Genomic DNA, 17,173 nt, shown 5'->3' on the forward strand with positions numbered 1-17,173 from the left:
TACAGCCCCTCTAAATCTCCCCTAAAGGGGAGACTTTTTATTTTAAACCCTGTTTTTAAGCCCTCCCCTGAAGGGGAGGGTTTGGGTGGGGCTTCTCAATTAACCAGCACCCCAATATAATAATTAAAAGTATCAACCTCAATATTATCCTTGGTTGCACCGGCAAGGTCAACAGGTTTAAAGCGGGTTGTTGGGGTGATAAATTTATAGTCGCCGCCTTTAATGCGCACTTTAACCGGCATGGCAAAGTCTTTGGCATCGGTGCTGGTCCAGCGGGCAAGGGTTTTGCCATCGCGCACTAACAGTTCCAGTATAGGCAGGGTTTTGTAGTGCAGGTATTGGTCAAATACCGGCGCTAAATTCATGCCCGCTTCTTTACAGATGTAGTCAACAACCTGGTTGTAAGTAACGGTTTGGTGATAGAATGTTTTGTTTAAACCACGCAGGATGCCACGCCACTTTTCATCATCATTGATAATGGTGCGGATCATGTTGAGCATGTTGCCGCCTTTGTAATACATATCGCCCGATCCTTCTTTGTTTACCCCATAGCTGCCGATAATTGGCCTGTCGTTAACAATAGCCATGCGGGTACCGTGTACGTATTCCTGCCCGGCCTGTTTGCCATAAAAGGTTTCTACAAATAACGACTCCGAGTAATTGGTAAAGCTTTCGTGTATCCACATATCGGCAAGGTCTTTAGAGGTGATGTTGTTGCCAAACCATTCGTGCCCGCTTTCGTGAACCACAATAAAATCCCATTTTAAACCCCAGCCTGTGCCAGACAAATCACGACCGAGATAGCCATTTTGATAATGGTTACCGTAAGCGGTACCGCTTTGGTGTTCCATCCCCAGGTGATGGCTTTCAATTAATTTGTAACCATCTTCATAAAAAGGGTAGGGGCCAAACCAGTGTTCAAAAGCTTTAAGCATGCGGGGAGCATCAAGTCCCCATTGGGCTTTGGCTTTGTTCAGGTTATAGCTCAGCGGCCAAAAATCCATGGTTAGTTTGCCTTTTTCGCCATCATACACGCCTTCGTAGTGGGTATAATCGCCAATGTTTGCTTCGATATCGTAGTTGTTGATAGGGTTTGATACAAACCAGTCGAATTTGGTGTAACCATTTTTCAAATCGGTTACCTTACGTAACCTACCGTTTGATACATCTTTTAAGCCGGTTGGCACGCTGATACTGATCAGGGCGCTATCAACCTCATCGGCCTGCTGATCTTTAGTTGGCCACCATACGCTGGCACCCATGCCCTGGCAGGCTGTTGAAACCCATGCGTGACCTAAGGAGTCGGTATTATACTCAACACCGCCATCCCATGGCGCACGTTTGGCAATGGTTGGGTTGCCCGAGTAATAAACGGTAAACTCGTCCTTGCTGCCTTTGGTAATGTTTTTAGGGAAGCTTAAAAACACGGCGTTAGACTCGCGGGTATATTTTAACTCCTTGCCTTTGTAAACTACTTTTTCGATGGTAAGGTTATTCCACAAATCGAATTGTAATTTATCAAAATCAGCATCGGCAGTAAACTTAAACAGCACGCTGCCACTGATGAATTTTTTATCGATATCAAACTTCACATCCAGGTGATAATAGTTGATATCATAACAGGTACGTAAAGGCGTAGTTAACGATCCGCGTAGCGTATCAGCCCGTGTAAATTTCTCTTTCACCGTACCCAATTGCGCCTGCGCGGACATAAAAGCGCCGCCCGCCAGTAAAAGGCTCATTGATAATTTGTATAGATATTTAGTTTTCATGTTCATATGTTATTCAGTGAATGTACGTTCCGCAAAGCAGCCTGCTTTTAAGAACCCTCTCCTTTGGAGAGGGCAGGGTGAGGCTTTAATCGATTAGCTCCCCCACGTAAAAATTCATTTTATCAAATTCAATATTATCCTTGTTAGCCCCTTCTACATCAACAGGAGTAAAGCGGGTAGTTGGGGTAATAAATTTGTATTCGCCGCCTTTTACGCGTACCAAAACAGGCATAGTAAAATCTTTGGCATTGGCTATCCAGCGGCTGCAAAATTTGCCGCGTACCGTGGTAAACTCCAATATGGGCAGATCTTTATAATGTAGATACTGGTCAAATACAGACAGCAGGTTTTTGCCCGATTTTTCGTTGATGTAATTAACCACCTGGTTGTAGGTTACCGTTTGGTGATAAAAAGTTTTGTTGAGGCCACGCAGGATATCGCGCCATTTTTCATCATCGTTAATAATGGTGCGTATCATGTTAAGCACAACCGCGCCTTTAGGGTACATATCTCCCGATCCCTCTTTGTTTACATTGTAGGGACCAACAACAGGGCTATCATTGCTAATACCACTCCGCAGGCCAAAGTTATATTCCTGCCCGGCCGCTTTGCCCCAGTTATCCTCAATAAACAACGATTCGGAGTAGCAGGTAAAACTCTCGTGGATCCACATATCGCCCAGGTCTTTACCGGTGATGTTATTACCAAACCATTCGTGCCCGCTCTCGTGAATAATAATGTAATCCCATTTTTTACCCCAGCCGGTTCCCGACATATCGTACCCAAGGTAGCCATTTAAAAAGTGGTTGCCATAGGCCGTGGCGCTCTGGTGTTCCATGCCCAAATGTGGGGTTTCTACCAGTTTATAGCCATCCTCATAAAAAGGATAGGGGCCAAACCAGTGTTCAAAAGCTTTCAGCATGGGCCTTGCATTGATGCCGAAATGTTCTTTGGCTTTTGCCAGGCTGGCGGGTAGTACCCAGTAGTCCATGGTGAGCTTGCCTTTTTCGCCCATGTAGGTATCTCCAAAGTGAACGTAATCGCCAATGTTGGCTACCACATCATAATTGTTGATGGGGTTGGCCACAAACCAATCAAACCTGGTATAGCCATCGGTAAGTGGCGTAACTTTACGCAGGCGGCCGTTTGATACATCTTTTAGTCCTTTAGGTACGCTGATGCTGATAAGCATGCTATCAACCTCATCGCTCAAATGATCTTTATCAGGCCACCAGATGCTGGCGCCAACACCCTCGCAGGCGGTTACTACCCAGGGTTTGCCCAATGAATCTTTTTTGAAAACCAGGCCGCCGTCCCAGGGCGCGTTTAAAGCTACGGTTGGCTTGCCCGAGTAAAATACCGTAAACTGATCTTTACTGCCTTTGGCTATAGTTTTTGGGAAAGTAACAAATACCGCGTTGGCATCCCTTTTAAACGGAACGGGTTTGCCTTTATAAGTCACCCTATCCACCGTTAAATTGGCAAACAGATCAAACTGGAGTTTGGTAAAATCTTCCGTTGCCGTAAACTTAAACAGGTTACTGCCGCTGATGGTGCGCTGGGCGATGTTGAATTTCACATCCAGGTGGTAGTAATTGATATCGTAACAGGTACGGAGAGGTGTAAGGTTGCCCCGCAGGCTGTCGGCATGGGTAAAGGTTTCTTTTTCTTTGAGGAGCTGGGCTTTGGCAGTAATAGCGCCAATTGATAGCAGGATAATGAGAAAACGTAGTTTCATTTATGGTGGTTTTCGATATTCAGTCAAAATAAACAGCCTAATTTAACAACATAATTGCTAACAAATAATTAAATACAACACTGTTACATTAAGGAGCTAATAAGTGGCTAATTTTTGCTAAAATAGGGCTAAGCTGCCATATGTTTGCGCTATTTTGTATCATTGCAGCCCGTTAAAAAAATCATCAGTTTATGAGTCATTTTCCTGTGCAGTATTCTACGCTATCGGCCACGGCTTTAAAAATATTTATTGAGGATGCCTATGGTTTAACGCTCATTTCATGCAAATATTTGTTGCGTGGCGTTAGTGATACTTACATTATTGAAGCTACCGATGCTAAGTATGTACTGAAGATCTATCGCGAACAGCACCGCTCATTAAATGAGATTAAAGGCGAGGCAGAACTGCTGAACCTGCTTAAAGAAAAAGGCGCGAGTGTAGCCTATCCCATCAAAGATACCCACGGTGAACAACTGCAAAATTTTAAAGCGCCCGAAGGTACACGCCATGGTGTACTGTTTTCTTATGCCGAAGGTGTACCGGTTATGGATTTAAGCGATGAGCAATTGAAAACAGTTGGCGGGCAGATGGCCAAAGTTCACAATATTACATCGTCAATTGAGCTAAAACATCCCCGGAGGGAATATAATATCGAAACTACACTTATTGCACCGCTAAAAAGTTTTGCACCTGCGTTTAAAGATCTGCCCGATGAATATGCTTACCTGCAGGATTTAACCGCTAAGGTTGCTCAAAAGCTAAACTCATTTGATACCTCCAAATTCAGCCGCGGCTATTGCCAATACGATTTTTTACCCAAGAACTTTCATTTTGACGAAAACGGCGGTTTAACCTTTTTTGATTTCGATTTTGCAGGCAAAGGTTTCCTGGTTAATGACCTGCTATCGTTCTTCGTGCATTTCTTTATGCATGTGTATACAGGCAAGCTAACCGATGCTGAAGCTGAACGGATGTTTAGTCTTTTTATTGAAAGCTATCGCGAAGTAAGAACGATTACTGACGAGGAGCTCAAAGCCATCCCGTACCTGGGCGTTGGTTTCTGGATTTTTTACCTGGGGTTCCAATATGAGAATTTTGATGATTGGTCGAACCCGTTTTTCGGTCCTCGGTTTATTAAAGACAGGGTAGGTTTGATTAAGGCCTGGGTAAATAAGTACTGTGAGTTTTAGCAATTCACTAAATCACTAATTCAATAATTACTACTAACTTTGGCCCCCATAAAACACAAAGCTTATGCAATATGATGTTATCGTTATCGGTTCGGGCCCGGGGGGGTATGTAGCCGCTATACGTTGTGCCCAACTGGGTTTAAAAACTGCAATCGTCGAAAAATATAATACCCTTGGTGGTACCTGCCTTAATGTGGGCTGTATCCCATCAAAGGCCCTGCTTGATTCATCCGAGCATTACCATAATGCCGCACATACTTTTACCACGCACGGCATTAAACTCGAAAACCTGGGTATTGATTTTGGCCAGATGGTGAAACGCAAGCAGGAGGTAGTAGATGCCAATACCAGCGGCATTAGCTATTTAATGAAAAAAAATAAAATCGATACCCATTTTGGTGTTGGCTCTTTTAAAGATAAAAACACCATCACCGTTAAAAAGGCCGATGGTACCGAAACCGAGATTACCGGTAAAAACGTGATTATTGCTACCGGTTCAAAACCATCGGCACTGCCATTTTTAAAGATCGATAAAAAACGCATTATCACATCAACCGAGGCTTTAAACCTTACCGAAGTGCCTAAGCATTTGGTGCTGATTGGTGGTGGTGTTATTGGTTTGGAGTTGGGTTCTGTTTACGCCCGTTTAGGAGCCAAGGTGTCTGTAATTGAATTTATGGATGGCATTATCCCAACTATGGATAAAGCCCTTGGCAAAGAATTGCAAAAGGTACTGACCAAATTGGGCATGGAGTTTTACCTGGGTCATAAAGTAACCGGCGCTACTGTAAAAGGAAAAGACGTGACGGTTACTTTTGATACCCCTAAAGGCGAAAGCAAAGAGCTGAAAGGCGATTATTGCCTGGTAGCCGTTGGTCGTGTAGCTTATACCGATGGTTTAGGTTTAGATAAAATTGGTATCACGGTTGAAGAACGTGGCCGCAAAATTACTGTTAATGACCACCTGGAAACCAGTGTTAAAGGTGTTTACGCTATTGGCGACGTAATTAAAGGTGCTATGCTTGCCCACAAGGCCGAAGACGAAGGTACTTTAGTTGCCGAACTGATTGCCGGTCAGAAACCGCATATTGATTATAACCTGATCCCGGGCGTGGTTTACACCTGGCCAGAAGTTGCCGCTGTTGGTCAAACCGAAGAGCAATTGAAAGCCGCGGGTGTAAAATATAAAACAGGATCGTTCCCGTTCAAAGCCAGCGGCCGTGCCCGTGCCAGCGGCGATCTGGATGGTTTTGTAAAAGTATTGGCCGATGCCACTACCGACGAGATCCTGGGTGTGCATATGATTGGTCCGCGTGCTGCTGATATGATTGCCGAGGCCGTTGTAGCCATGGAATACCGCGCCAGCGCCGAAGATATTTCAAGAATGAGCCACGCTCACCCTACTTATACCGAAGCCATGAGAGAGGCTTGTTTGGCCGCTACAGAGAATAGAGCGATACACATTTAATTTTGGATTTCGGAATTTCGATTTCGGATTTTTGAATAATTAAGACAGCTACTTCGGTGGCTGTCTTTTTTGTTACCTTTAAAAAATTATCCTAAACCCAATAGCTATGACTGATATTGAACTTCTAAAATCAGAGTTAGAAAAGATTAACTCTTATCCACCTATATTTACAAAAGTACAATGCGAAATTTCAGGGGTTGGGTTTTTTCCTGGTGCGCGTGGATTATGGCGCAAAGATGATATGCAAATATCCAATAAACCAATTATGATCTTAGGCCATGACTTTGGCGCGGAAAGAGATTACAATTTGTCAATTATACGCGGTAATGAAAATATGACCGCCTTAACATGGAAGAATTTATGTAAGATGCTTTCTTTTTATGGGATAGAAAAAGAAGAATGCTTTTTTACAAACGCCATAATGGGAGTAAGACGTGAGGGTAGTGCAATAGGTAAAAGTCCGGCTTTTGATTATCCAGAATATCTAAGTGATTGCAAGAGCTTTTTGATCAAACAGATTGAAATACAAAAGCCCAAGTTGATTTTAGTATTGGGGCTTCATTTGCTGGGATTTATGGCTACGGTATCTGTCGAATTATCAGCAATCTCTAAAATAAAGTCTTACAAAAAGTTAGATCAAGAAAAGCTATCAGCATTTGAAAGTATTTCTTTCGTCGGCGTAGATGGCTTCAAAACAAATGTTGTTTTTCTAACGCATCCCACTTATCGTCATCTTAATATTGGTAATAGAAGATTTGGTGATTTTAAAAGTGAGCAAGCGGAATTAGAATTAATTAAACAATTTAGATAGTGGGACGTATTTTACTACGATGCAGGTTATCATCGATATAATTACAGTAATTGCCACCATCGCCACCATGGAACTCCTCTCCTGGGCAATGCACAAGTACCTCTTTCATGGCCCGCTTTGGTTTATCCATAAAACACATCACCAGGAACGACACGGTTTTTTAGAATTGAACGATATTTTCAGCATAGGCTTTGCGGCGTTTGCTTTATGGCTCATCTGGGTTGGGCATTATACTTTAGATTACCGGCTGTGGGTAGGCATTGGCATCAGCATTTATGGCAACATCTATTTTGTTTTTCACGATTGGTTTATTCATAACCGCTTCAAAGCTTTTAAAAGCAATCACCGCTATTTAATGGCCATCCGCCGGGCACATAAAATTCATCATAAATCAATGGAGAAAAAGCCTGCCCAGGAATTTGGGTTGTTGGTGGTGGGGAGGAAGTGGTTTAGGAAGTAAAGTCCGAATCTTTGAAACTCAGCAAGAGTACCATGTTTATAGCCAAAATGTATGTCTTGCTTTTAGGCTTCATAGGAGTCCCCTTTCTAAAACTATTCATTTTCTGTTTGCGTATAGCTTGATCTTATTTATTGAAAATTAATTTATTTTTATTGTTTATCAATAAAAATTATCTATAATTGTTTTGTCAATTCAATTGCAGATAAAATGAAAACAAGAACAGAACAAATCCTCACCATAATGAATGTACTGTGTTGGATAGTATATATCGGCTTAATGGTAGAGGCCGGTACTATTATGGTATCGTACGCCATAACTGCCATAAACCCGCAGATTGCCTCCAAATTATATATGGGCGCAACCCTGCTTCCATTGATGCAATTTAGTTTTGAATACTATACATTAACCATTGCATTTATGTCTGCTTTATTAATTATCAAGGCGTATATCGCATTCCTGGTAATCAAGGTGCTATCTAAAATAAAAATGACCAGTCCGTTTACTATGGAGATATCAAGATTGCTGGAAAAGGTTAGTTATTTGATTATTGTACTTTGGGGCGTGGTGATGCTTTCAAACGCCTATACAGCGTGGTTGCAAAATAAAACTGAAGGGCCGCAGGGAAATCTGGTTTCGGGCGAGTTTATTTTCCTGGCTGGTGTGGTATTTGTGATGGCACAGATATTTAAAAAAGGCGTTGAAATTCAATCAGAAAACGAGCTAACCGTATAATTATGCCAATTGTTGTGAACCTGGATGTGATGATGGCCAAAAGAAAAATGTCGTTAAATGAACTCTCAGAAAAGGTAGATCTTACGCTTGCCAATCTATCCATTCTTAAAACCGGTAAAGCAAAAGCAGTGCGCTTTAGTACGCTTGAAGCCATTTGCAAAGTGTTGGATTGCCAGCCTGGAGATATATTAGAGTATACCAAATAATAATAAACTGGATCTGAACCGGAACCGAATTGCTTGAATGTGCAAAGTTTGTGTTCTTTTTGAAGTTTTAAAAATTCCTTAATTCAAAAAAATCAGATTCAGAAAATATGCATTATCAGCAAATGATATCAACTTTGCCAAAATCTCGTTTTAATAATCATTATAGCGATAGCTATAACAAAGCTCCCTGTTGTTACAAACAACGATGTTATCAATAACTTTTTCATAGGCTCACCAAAGTCATTTGAAATCCTTTCAAGTAAAGCCGGATCTTTTATCTTTTGGGTTTTGAATGATACGTAGAGGTTATTGATTAAAAAGAACGTTATAAATAAATGCAATAAATCTACTCCCACAAACATAACACCCCATGATGCGTAGCTGCTATGTGTTGGCCCCAGTCGGCGCGGACCGCTAAATTCTTCTAAGGCCATATAAACAAATGTAATTATGAAAATAAGTGTTCCTAAAACTGCTACTATGTTGTTTATGGTAACCCAAACAGAACCCTTTACGCTTTTATTGAAAACCACAACCAGGTATACCTGGTACCATATGGCAATAAAAACATCACTGCATACTGCTATGGCTACCATTCCGCTATTAACATGGTAAACTGCTAACGTTGCGGGTGGTATACACATGTAAGCAAGTGCAACAAAAAAAGGCGAAAATAATAGCAGCAACTGCCAGTAATTCAGTCTTATTTTCATGGATAAGGTAAAACTAATAAGGCAGCAATATAGTCAATATCGCTGCCTTATTAAAGTGACTTGAAGTATAAAAAAGGGAAATCGCTTTTAACAGTTCCGCATAAGGTAACATCATTCAATGAGCACAATGGGTAGCCGCTATGCGGCATCTTGTCTGGTTCTTTTTCTTACTACAAACAGGTAGCCGCTATGCGGCACTCTTCCCGCTTATTAAATGTTCGATGCCGCATAGCGGCTACCTATTTGTAGAAAAATTAATTTATGCTTTTTTGCTCCATAGGAGCTACCTGTTGCTATGCAAATCTTTAAAAGCGATTCCCCTGGTAGCTGTAATAGCTTATACCGCTATAACATGTTTGCCTTTTTTGTATCCGATGGTTGAAAAATAAAGAATAAACAGGTAAATAGGGATCAGCATCATGTATGCTTCCTGGGCCGATAATTTATCAACCAATAAGCCGTATAATGGCGGAAAAACCGCCGCGCCCGCAATACCCATTACTAACAGCGATGAACCTATTTTTGTAAACCTGCCCAGGCCTGATAAGGCTAATGGCCAAATGGCAGGCCACATCAAGGCATTTGCCAACCCTAAAAGCGCTATGCAACCTATAGATACATATATTGGCGTAACCAATGCCAAACCGGTAAGTACCACACCCAATATGGCCGAGTATACCAATGCCTTTTGCTGACTGATATAACGTGGAATAAACAGGATCCCTGCAAAATAACCAATCACCATGCAGATCAATGTGCCCGATGCAAAGTATTTGGCTGTTGATAGCGGGATATGGCTTGCCGTGCCATAGCCGATGATCGAGTCGCCGGCTATTACTTCGGCGCCTACGTAAAAGAACAAAGCCAACACGCCTAATATTAAATGCGGAAACTGGAAAATGCTATCCTTGCCCGAGTTTGCCGCCGCTACGGCCTCATCCTCATGTTCGGTATCAATTTCTGGTAATCCCGAAAAATAGATCAGCACAGCTAATACAGCTAATACTACTACAATGATTACATAAGGCAATATAACCCGCGATGCCAAGCCGTTTAAAGCTATCACTTTTTGAGCGGCATCCAGTTTCAGCAAGGTTGCATTAAAGCTGTCAATATTAGCTAATACCAGCGCGCCAAGGGCTATAGGAGCCAATACACCAGCGCATTTATTGAAAATACCCATGATGCTCATGCGCTTGGCAGCACCTTCGGGCGGGCCAATAATGGTAATATAAGGGTTTGATGCCGATTGTAATATAGCCAGCCCGGTGCCCTGCACAAATAGGCCCACCAGGAAAACGGAATAAACCCGGGTAAGGGCCGCCGGGATAAATATCAAGGCACCCAATGCAATAACTACTAAACCTACAGCCATCCCGTTTTTAAAGCCACACAGCTTAAGCACCCATGCCGATGGTTTGGCCATCAACAGGTAAGCTATGTAAAACGCGCTTGTTACCAGGTACGATTCAAAATTGTTTAGCTGACAGGCTATCTTTAAATATGGGATCAATACCGAGTTAAGCCAGGTTACAAACCCGAAAATGAAAAATAAGGCACCTATAATGATGATAGGGTTAATGGCCGATTTTTTTTGTATTGGCTTTTCGGGAATGCTGACGGATGTCATATCTTTTAGTTAAATTGTTAATAAGTTAATGAAGTTTCTAAAATAATTAAAAAAGCCGATAAATTATATTGCCAAATTGAAAATTGTTAAATAAAACATTTTTAGTTAACAATAACTTTAAATTAAGTATGTATTTGATCTATAATTTGGTAGCCATTCATTCGTTAAAGGGTTATCGAAACATTGTTGACAGGTGAGGGTTAAAAAGCCTGCTTTAGCATGCGCTATTAGTAAATATATAAAGTAAATGTTTTATCGCAATGTTTTATGGCGGATAGCTTGACAATGCCCCGGTTTTCGATACAAAAAAAGCCCTATTTATTCGTACTGGTATTAGCCATACTGATCAATGTGGCGGGCATCGGCGTAAAATATTTTACAGATGATCCCAGCCTGTACAGCATGCTGGCCCGCACCATGGCCCAAACCAGTAATTTTACCGATCTTATTTACCATGGTGGCGATTGGCTCGATAAACCGCATTTTCCGTTTTGGATGGCGGCCCTTAGCTTTAAGGTGTTTGGTATTAATACTATTGCCTATAAAATACCGGCATTGCTGTTTTTCTTTATGTCGGTTGCTTATACCTATAAGCTTGCTCAAAAGTTTTATGGTACCGAAACGGCTATCATCGCCATATTGATCCTGCTTACCGCGCAACACGTGGTGATGTCAAATACCGATATCCGGGCCGAGCCTTATATTATGGGATTACTGATGGGCGCCGTTTATCACTTTTATAAAGTTAAAGAACGTTTTAACTGGGGCGATATATTATTGGCATCACTATTTACAGGCTGCGCAGTGATGACCAAGGGCATCTATCTGCTTATCCCCATCGGTTTTGCCATTATTGGCGATTACATTTTTAAAAAGGACATCAAATCCCTATTTGCCTGGAAATGGTTGCTGGCCGCGGTACTGGTGTTGTTGTTTACCCTACCCGAGATCTATACGCTATATGTGCAGTTTGATCTGCATCCAGAAAAAATAATATTTGGGCACCCAGGTGTATCTGGCATTCATTGGTTTTTGTGGGATAGCCAGTTTGGGCGTTTTAGTAATACCGCCGTTATTAAAAACACGCATGGCGATGTGTTTTTCTTTTTGCATACCCTGCTTTGGGCCTTTGCACCCTGGAGTATCGTATTATATTGCTGCATCTTCAAAAGCATCAAAAACCTTATAAAAGGCGTCGTAATGCCAGAGTACGTTACGGTTAGCGGGGCTTTTATTATGCTGCTCATTTTCTCCATCTCTAAATTTCAGCTGCCTTTTTATACCAATATCCTGTTCCCGTTTTTGGCCATTATAACGGCAAGGTTTGTAAAGCAGATCATAGACAGTAACCAGAGCCGTTTTTTCAGCATTACACAGTATACTATAGCGGCATTGCTTATAGCCACTATTTTTGTGCTGAATTTTGTTTTTGAGCCCGAGGGCTGGCTGCTGTTTTTAAGTATGCTTGTCGGGCTTGTATTATGCACGTGGTACGTATACAAAAGCAACGGTGCAGGCATCAGGGCATTGTTTTTATTTACCTGCTGTGTAAGCATTTTTGTAAATGCCTATCTTATTTTTATAGTTTACCCAATATTGGTAAAATATAAAGGCGATGTGCAGGCTGCCCAATACATTAACCAAAACTACCCCAATCAAAAAGTGATTGCGGCATTTGAAGTTAAAAACGCTTTTGAGTTTTATATGCAGGCACCCGTTACGTTTATGGATGAGGCGCAGGCCGAAAAACAACAAAACGTATTAACATTGATTAACGAGGACGTTAAGATCGCCTTGCTACGTGATCATATTTCTTTTAAGGTGATAAAATCATTTGACCATTATTCCAATGAAAATATGACGCTTCCTTTTTTGATAGAGGACGAACGGGCATCGGTACTTACGCATTACTATTTGGTGTTGATGGGAAAGTAGGGAAGTTTTGCTTGTTGTGAGATGGCGTGATGAAAACTAACCGAGGGACGACTCACCCGGTCTACGCTTCGCTGGACCGCCCTCTCTCCGGCTAATGCCGCAAAGAGGGCTTAAAAAAATAAGCTAAAGACTTCTCCCGCCCCTCTATGCGGCGCAGCCGGAGAGAGAGGCAGAACGAGCGTAGCGATGTTCGGGGTGAGTCGTCTGCATTATACTCAACATCTTATAAGTATTTCGCAATCCCGTTCAGAACTGACGCTGTATCGTTTAAAATATCTTCGTTTTTAAACCGCAGAATTTTTAATCCCATAGCTGCCAGTACTTCGTTCCGGTTTTGGTCATAGTCTTTTTTCAATAAATGAATAGGGCCATCTGCTTCAATAACTAATTTATGCTCGGCACAATAAAAATCGGGAATGTAATATATGTTGCCTCTGATGCTTGATTGAACACAAATTGCAAATTGTCTCAAAAACTTTTTGTTGTTCAGGTTTCTGTTCCGTAGATGTTGCCATAAAAGTTTTTCGGCAGGGGTTTCCTGCTGTCTTAATAGCCGGCATAGATCGATTATTGATGACATAAGTGAAATTAATAAAATAACCCTAAACGTTGAGTACGGCGAAGACGACTCACCCCGCCAGGCTCCGCCGGCGACCCTCTCTCCGGTTGCGCCGCATAGAGGGTTAAGAAAAAGTTTTTACACCCTCCTATGCAATTTTGCTTAAAAAAATAAATTTCCCCACCCCTCTATGCGACGCAGTCGGAGAGAGGGGCAGACGGGCAAAGCCTCGTCGGGGTGAGTCGTCTGCGCCCTGTTTCTTCTCCGTGCACACACAAATTCAAAAGTCATAAACGCATCCAAATTAAAATTCCGAAATTCGCGCTAAATCCGATATCGAAAATCCGACATCCGAAATTAAAGACCTCATGCTGCAAATACAGGAAAACGTATCCCTTAAACACTTTAACACTTTTGGCATTGATACCAAAGCGAGATATTTTGTAGAGATAGCCCACGAAGATGACCTGGTGGAGCTTTTTGCAGATGAGCAATGGCAACAAACCCAACGCCTGGTTTTAGGAGGGGGAAGCAATATGCTGCTGGTGGCCAATTTTGACGGCCTGGTAATCCGCATGAACATTCGCGGTATTGAACATCGTATCAGTCATGATGATGTATTTGTGGAAGCCGGCGGCGGTGAGGTATGGAACGATCTGGTAAATTTTTGTGTTGCCCGTGGTTACGCAGGTATCGAAAACCTGAGCCTTATCCCGGGTTCGGTTGGGGCATCGCCTATTCAAAACATCGGCGCTTACGGGGTTGAGCTAAAAGATGCCTTTGTAAGTTGTCGTGCTTTTGAAATAGCTACCGGCACTTTTAAAACTTTTACCAAAGCCGATTGCAAATTTGGCTACCGTGAAAGTGTTTTTAAAAGTGAGTTAAAAGAACAATATATTATTGTATCGGTAAAATTCCATTTATCGCTTACGCCTAATATCAATACACAATATGGTGCTATAGGGCAGGAACTGGCCAATCGTGGTATTACATCGCCTACTATAAAAGATGTATCGCAGGTTGTATCGTACATCCGGGTATCCAAACTGCCCGATCCTTCAACCATTGGTAATGCCGGCAGTTTCTTTAAAAATCCGGTGATTAGTAAGCCGGAGTTTGAAGCTGTGCTGGCTAACTTTCCCGATGTGGTAAACTATCCCGCCGCTGATGGAAAGGTAAAATTAGCTGCCGGATGGTTAATTGAACAATGTGGCTGGAAAGGAAAAACCGTTGGCAACACAGGTACCTGGAAGAACCAGGCGCTGGTATTAGTGAACCATGGCGGGGCCACCGGACAGGAAGTGTACAACTTTTCGTCGCAAATTATAGACAGTGTGTACGCTAAATTTGGCGTTACACTACAACGCGAGGTGAATATTATTAGTTAATAATTTAAATTTTAACTAAACATTTCATTTTGTTTTCATCTGTTTTCGATAACATTTCTGTTACAAACAAACTTTTTGGCTTCTTTATAACTCGCTTTTTATATCTATTTAATGACTTGTTTATCAGTTTGTTAAATGTAATCAAAGTGTAAATTTTACACGATTGTTTTGTTCGCGATTTTTTGTGTTTAACTGTTATTTGTGTGGTAAAGAATACAGTATGTGGCATCATGCTTGCCTAACTGTTAACACAAAACATTAATAAAATGACAAAGATTGAGTTTAACACCCTGGTATTACGTCAAGCTACTTCATTAAGGTCTTACGCTTTACACTTTACGCATGACGCAGACGATGCTAACGACCTTGTTCAGGATACAATGTTGAAAGCCATAACTTATTACAATAAGTTTAAAGAAGGCACAAATTTAAAAGGATGGCTATATACCATCATGAAAAATACATTCATCAACAACTACCGCCGTTTTGTTAAAATGAGCACTTTTGTTACCAAAAGCGATGAAATTTCATCTCCAAACCTGGTATTCAGCTCAACAAAAAATCAAGGCGAAGCCAAATTTGTGATGGACGATATCAAAAGAGCTTTAGACAGGCTGCCTGGAGATTATTATATACCCTTCACCATGTACTTTGAAGGCCATAAATACCACGAAATTGCCGATCACCTGGATATTCCAATCGGTACAGTTAAAACCCGCATTCACGTAGCCCGTAAGCTTTTAAAGAAAAGTTTAAAAGCATACGATAACGGAATTGCAAAACCCGTTTACGCAGAAAACTAAGAGCATAAACTCAACCATATATAATGAAAAACCCGCTTTTTAGGCGGGTTTTTTAGTTTGCCTTCTCCCCTCTGTTATGCCGAATTGTAAAATTTAGCGAGACCCTGAAGGTAGAATGACGGTATAAAGCTATGTCATTGCGAGTATCCATCAGGGTAACCTGAAAAAAACAGTGATGACATCGTTAACGCGCTTGTGTAGAGACGCAACATTTTGCGTCTCCCGCGTGCAAATGCACCACGCAAATCCGCTCTGTATAGCTAGAGACGCAAAATATTGCGTCTCTACAAAAAAAACATATTTGATAATCAATAACTTACATGGACGTCATTATAAGTGGTAAAATCCGCGGACTGTGAAGAGAAAATGACGTAAAAGATTTGTCATCCTGAGTAAGTTTTATTTGCGCAGAAATAATGGCATTGCAGATAACACTAAAAATAGCTCTAATAATCAGTAAGTTATAAATGTGTCAATGGCAGGAACGAAGGATCTTCTTCGCCCTGCTAATTGCAGACTTTTCTAACGAAGAAGATCCTTCACTGTGTTCAGGATGACAAACGTTTCTTACAAAACGTCATGGGTAGGTATAAAATCCGCGGACTGTGAAGGTGGAAATGACAAAGCAACTTGAACCACAATGTCATGCTGAACTTGTTTCAGCACCCCACGCGCTAAGTAAACATCATGCGGGAAACCTGTCCTGTGGGGTCCTGAAACAAGTTCAGCATGACTTCGTTCCTACCCATGACGTATTTGATTTGTGTGAGCGAGGGCCGGTCACCCTGAGCCTGTCGAAGGGCGCGCGTAGAGGCCTTCGACCGCGTGCTTCGACAAGCTCAGCATGCCCTCTTTTTATTATTAACGTCATTTCCACCTTTACAGTCCGCGGATTTTATAACTCGCAATGACATGGTGGGCTGGTCATGGGTAGGAACGAAGCAATCGTGAACTGTGCAATCCCGCCTGCGAAGTAAACGCTACCCTATTTCACTTTTTTCCAGACTTCATTATAAGGATTATTTATGCCGTTTATATATAGCAGCGAATCGGTAATTTTATATTTAAAGGCATTTTTTGCTCCTAAAAACCTGTTGTAACCGTTGCCGGCGGTGGTAATGTTTTCTGTGTATATATTGTTATCTATAGTGTATGGTCCAGACATTGCCGCAGCCATCAGGCCTTGTTTGTATAAAACATCAAGCACTATAAATCTGTCGGTAGTAATCATTTTATACCTCGTTAGCCCCTGCTGGTTGCTGTACATGGTATCGCGGATACCATTACTGTTTAAAATTTGCCAGGTACCAACAAGCGGATTTGGGCTGGATATGGCTTTCTTTGTACTAAGGCAAGCCGAAAGGATCACTGTGCAAACAGTTAAAGAGAAGATAGATAAGATGGTTAATTTTTTCATTGCATCGGTTTTTAAGTTAAATAAATCAATGATGTACCTATAGAACTTAAGGAAACCATTGATCATAACATCGCTGGTTGCTTTTAGCCTGCCAGGTAAGCCGGGTGCTTGCTCATAGGCATTGTGGCCAAGCGCAGCAAAAATCAATTTGATGGTGTAGCTTCTGGGCGTTACTTCGCCAGCTTCAATGCGCTGGAGTGTGCGTACGCTTAGGTTACATTTTTCAACAAGTTCTTCCTGGGTCAGGCCTTTGGCTTTTCTGAGTTTCGCAATCTTCTTACCTAAATTTGGCTGTTGCATATCCATTAAAATTCTGAAGCAATGATAAAGTTTACTCCCGCAAAGTACGAT

At 41.7% G+C, this 17,173-nt stretch carries 15 protein-coding genes; 9 read left to right on the plus strand and 6 right to left on the minus strand.

Translation table 11 applies throughout. The features are described from left to right. Positions 1–95: 95 nt before the first annotated feature. On the minus strand, positions 96–1,772 hold the full coding sequence (locus FHS10_RS13135) for a M1 family metallopeptidase (RefSeq protein WP_259091337.1): 1,677 nt from the start codon (positions 1,770–1,772) through the stop codon (positions 96–98). Between the two features lie 85 nt (positions 1,773–1,857). After that, on the minus strand, positions 1,858–3,510 hold the full coding sequence (locus FHS10_RS13140; RefSeq protein WP_259091339.1) for a M1 family metallopeptidase: 1,653 nt from the start codon (positions 3,508–3,510) through the stop codon (positions 1,858–1,860). 191 nt (positions 3,511–3,701) lie between these two features. On the opposite strand from FHS10_RS13140, the gene FHS10_RS13145 reads away from it, so the two are divergent. The 6 genes from FHS10_RS13145 (at position 3,702) to FHS10_RS13170 (ending at position 8,377) form a co-directional block, all read left to right on the plus strand. Beyond that, on the plus strand, positions 3,702–4,700 hold the full coding sequence (locus FHS10_RS13145) for a phosphotransferase enzyme family protein (protein ID WP_259091340.1): 999 nt from the start codon (positions 3,702–3,704) through the stop codon (positions 4,698–4,700). Between the two features lie 64 nt (positions 4,701–4,764). Beyond that, positions 4,765–6,168, plus strand: coding sequence for a dihydrolipoyl dehydrogenase (gene lpdA, locus FHS10_RS13150; RefSeq protein WP_259091342.1), 1,404 nt, complete (start codon positions 4,765–4,767; stop codon positions 6,166–6,168). Positions 6,169–6,274: 106 nt separating this feature from the next. Beyond that, a complete protein-coding gene (locus tag FHS10_RS13155; RefSeq protein ID WP_259091344.1) occupies positions 6,275–6,979 on the plus strand; it encodes a uracil-DNA glycosylase family protein in 705 nt (234 codons plus the stop codon). A 19-nt stretch (positions 6,980–6,998) separates the two neighbouring features. Further along, positions 6,999–7,439, plus strand: a complete 441-nt coding sequence (locus tag FHS10_RS13160; protein WP_259091349.1) for a sterol desaturase family protein — start codon at positions 6,999–7,001, stop codon at positions 7,437–7,439. A 207-nt stretch (positions 7,440–7,646) separates the two neighbouring features. Next, positions 7,647–8,171, plus strand: a complete 525-nt coding sequence (locus FHS10_RS13165; RefSeq protein WP_259091350.1) for a DUF2975 domain-containing protein — start codon at positions 7,647–7,649, stop codon at positions 8,169–8,171. Between the two features lie 2 nt (positions 8,172–8,173). Beyond that, on the plus strand, positions 8,174–8,377 hold the full coding sequence (locus tag FHS10_RS13170; RefSeq protein WP_259091352.1) for a helix-turn-helix domain-containing protein: 204 nt from the start codon (positions 8,174–8,176) through the stop codon (positions 8,375–8,377). 128 nt (positions 8,378–8,505) lie between these two features. Here the strand turns inward: FHS10_RS13170 and FHS10_RS13175 are convergent, their stop codons facing one another. Further along, positions 8,506–9,090: a hypothetical protein gene (locus tag FHS10_RS13175; protein WP_259091353.1), complete on the minus strand. Its 585-nt coding sequence runs from the start codon at positions 9,088–9,090 to the stop codon at positions 8,506–8,508. Between the two features lie 337 nt (positions 9,091–9,427). Then, the gene (locus FHS10_RS13180; RefSeq protein ID WP_259091355.1) at positions 9,428–10,720 is read right to left on the minus strand and encodes a sugar MFS transporter; all 1,293 of its coding nucleotides are present in this window, start codon (positions 10,718–10,720) and stop codon (positions 9,428–9,430) included. A 267-nt stretch (positions 10,721–10,987) separates the two neighbouring features. Here FHS10_RS13180 and FHS10_RS13185 point away from each other — a divergent pair, with 267 nt between their 5' ends. Continuing rightward, on the plus strand, positions 10,988–12,655 hold the full coding sequence (locus FHS10_RS13185) for a glycosyltransferase family 39 protein (protein WP_259091356.1): 1,668 nt from the start codon (positions 10,988–10,990) through the stop codon (positions 12,653–12,655). Between the two features lie 223 nt (positions 12,656–12,878). Here FHS10_RS13185 and FHS10_RS13190 read toward each other — a convergent pair whose 3' ends face one another. Then, complete coding sequence (locus tag FHS10_RS13190; protein WP_259091358.1) at positions 12,879–13,235, minus strand: endonuclease domain-containing protein; 357 nt, start codon at positions 13,233–13,235, stop codon at positions 12,879–12,881. A 347-nt stretch (positions 13,236–13,582) separates the two neighbouring features. Here FHS10_RS13190 and murB point away from each other — a divergent pair, with 347 nt between their 5' ends. Together murB and FHS10_RS13200 are read left to right on the plus strand one after the other, a co-directional pair. Continuing rightward, positions 13,583–14,602 (plus strand): UDP-N-acetylmuramate dehydrogenase, encoded by a 1,020-nt coding sequence (murB, locus tag FHS10_RS13195; RefSeq protein ID WP_259091362.1) that lies wholly within the window; start codon positions 13,583–13,585, stop codon positions 14,600–14,602. A gap of 266 nt (positions 14,603–14,868) precedes the next feature. After that, the gene (locus tag FHS10_RS13200) at positions 14,869–15,405 is read left to right on the plus strand and encodes an RNA polymerase sigma factor (protein WP_259091364.1); all 537 of its coding nucleotides are present in this window, start codon (positions 14,869–14,871) and stop codon (positions 15,403–15,405) included. Positions 15,406–16,390: 985 nt separating this feature from the next. On the opposite strand, the gene FHS10_RS13205 is transcribed toward FHS10_RS13200, so the two are convergent. Beyond that, positions 16,391–17,122: a helix-turn-helix domain-containing protein gene (locus tag FHS10_RS13205; RefSeq protein ID WP_259091365.1), complete on the minus strand. Its 732-nt coding sequence runs from the start codon at positions 17,120–17,122 to the stop codon at positions 16,391–16,393. Between the last annotated feature and the right edge of the window lie 51 nt (positions 17,123–17,173).

The sequence above is a fragment of the Mucilaginibacter dorajii genome, assembly GCF_024808255.1.
GTDB classification, from domain to species: Bacteria; Bacteroidota; Bacteroidia; order Sphingobacteriales; family Sphingobacteriaceae; genus Mucilaginibacter; species Mucilaginibacter dorajii.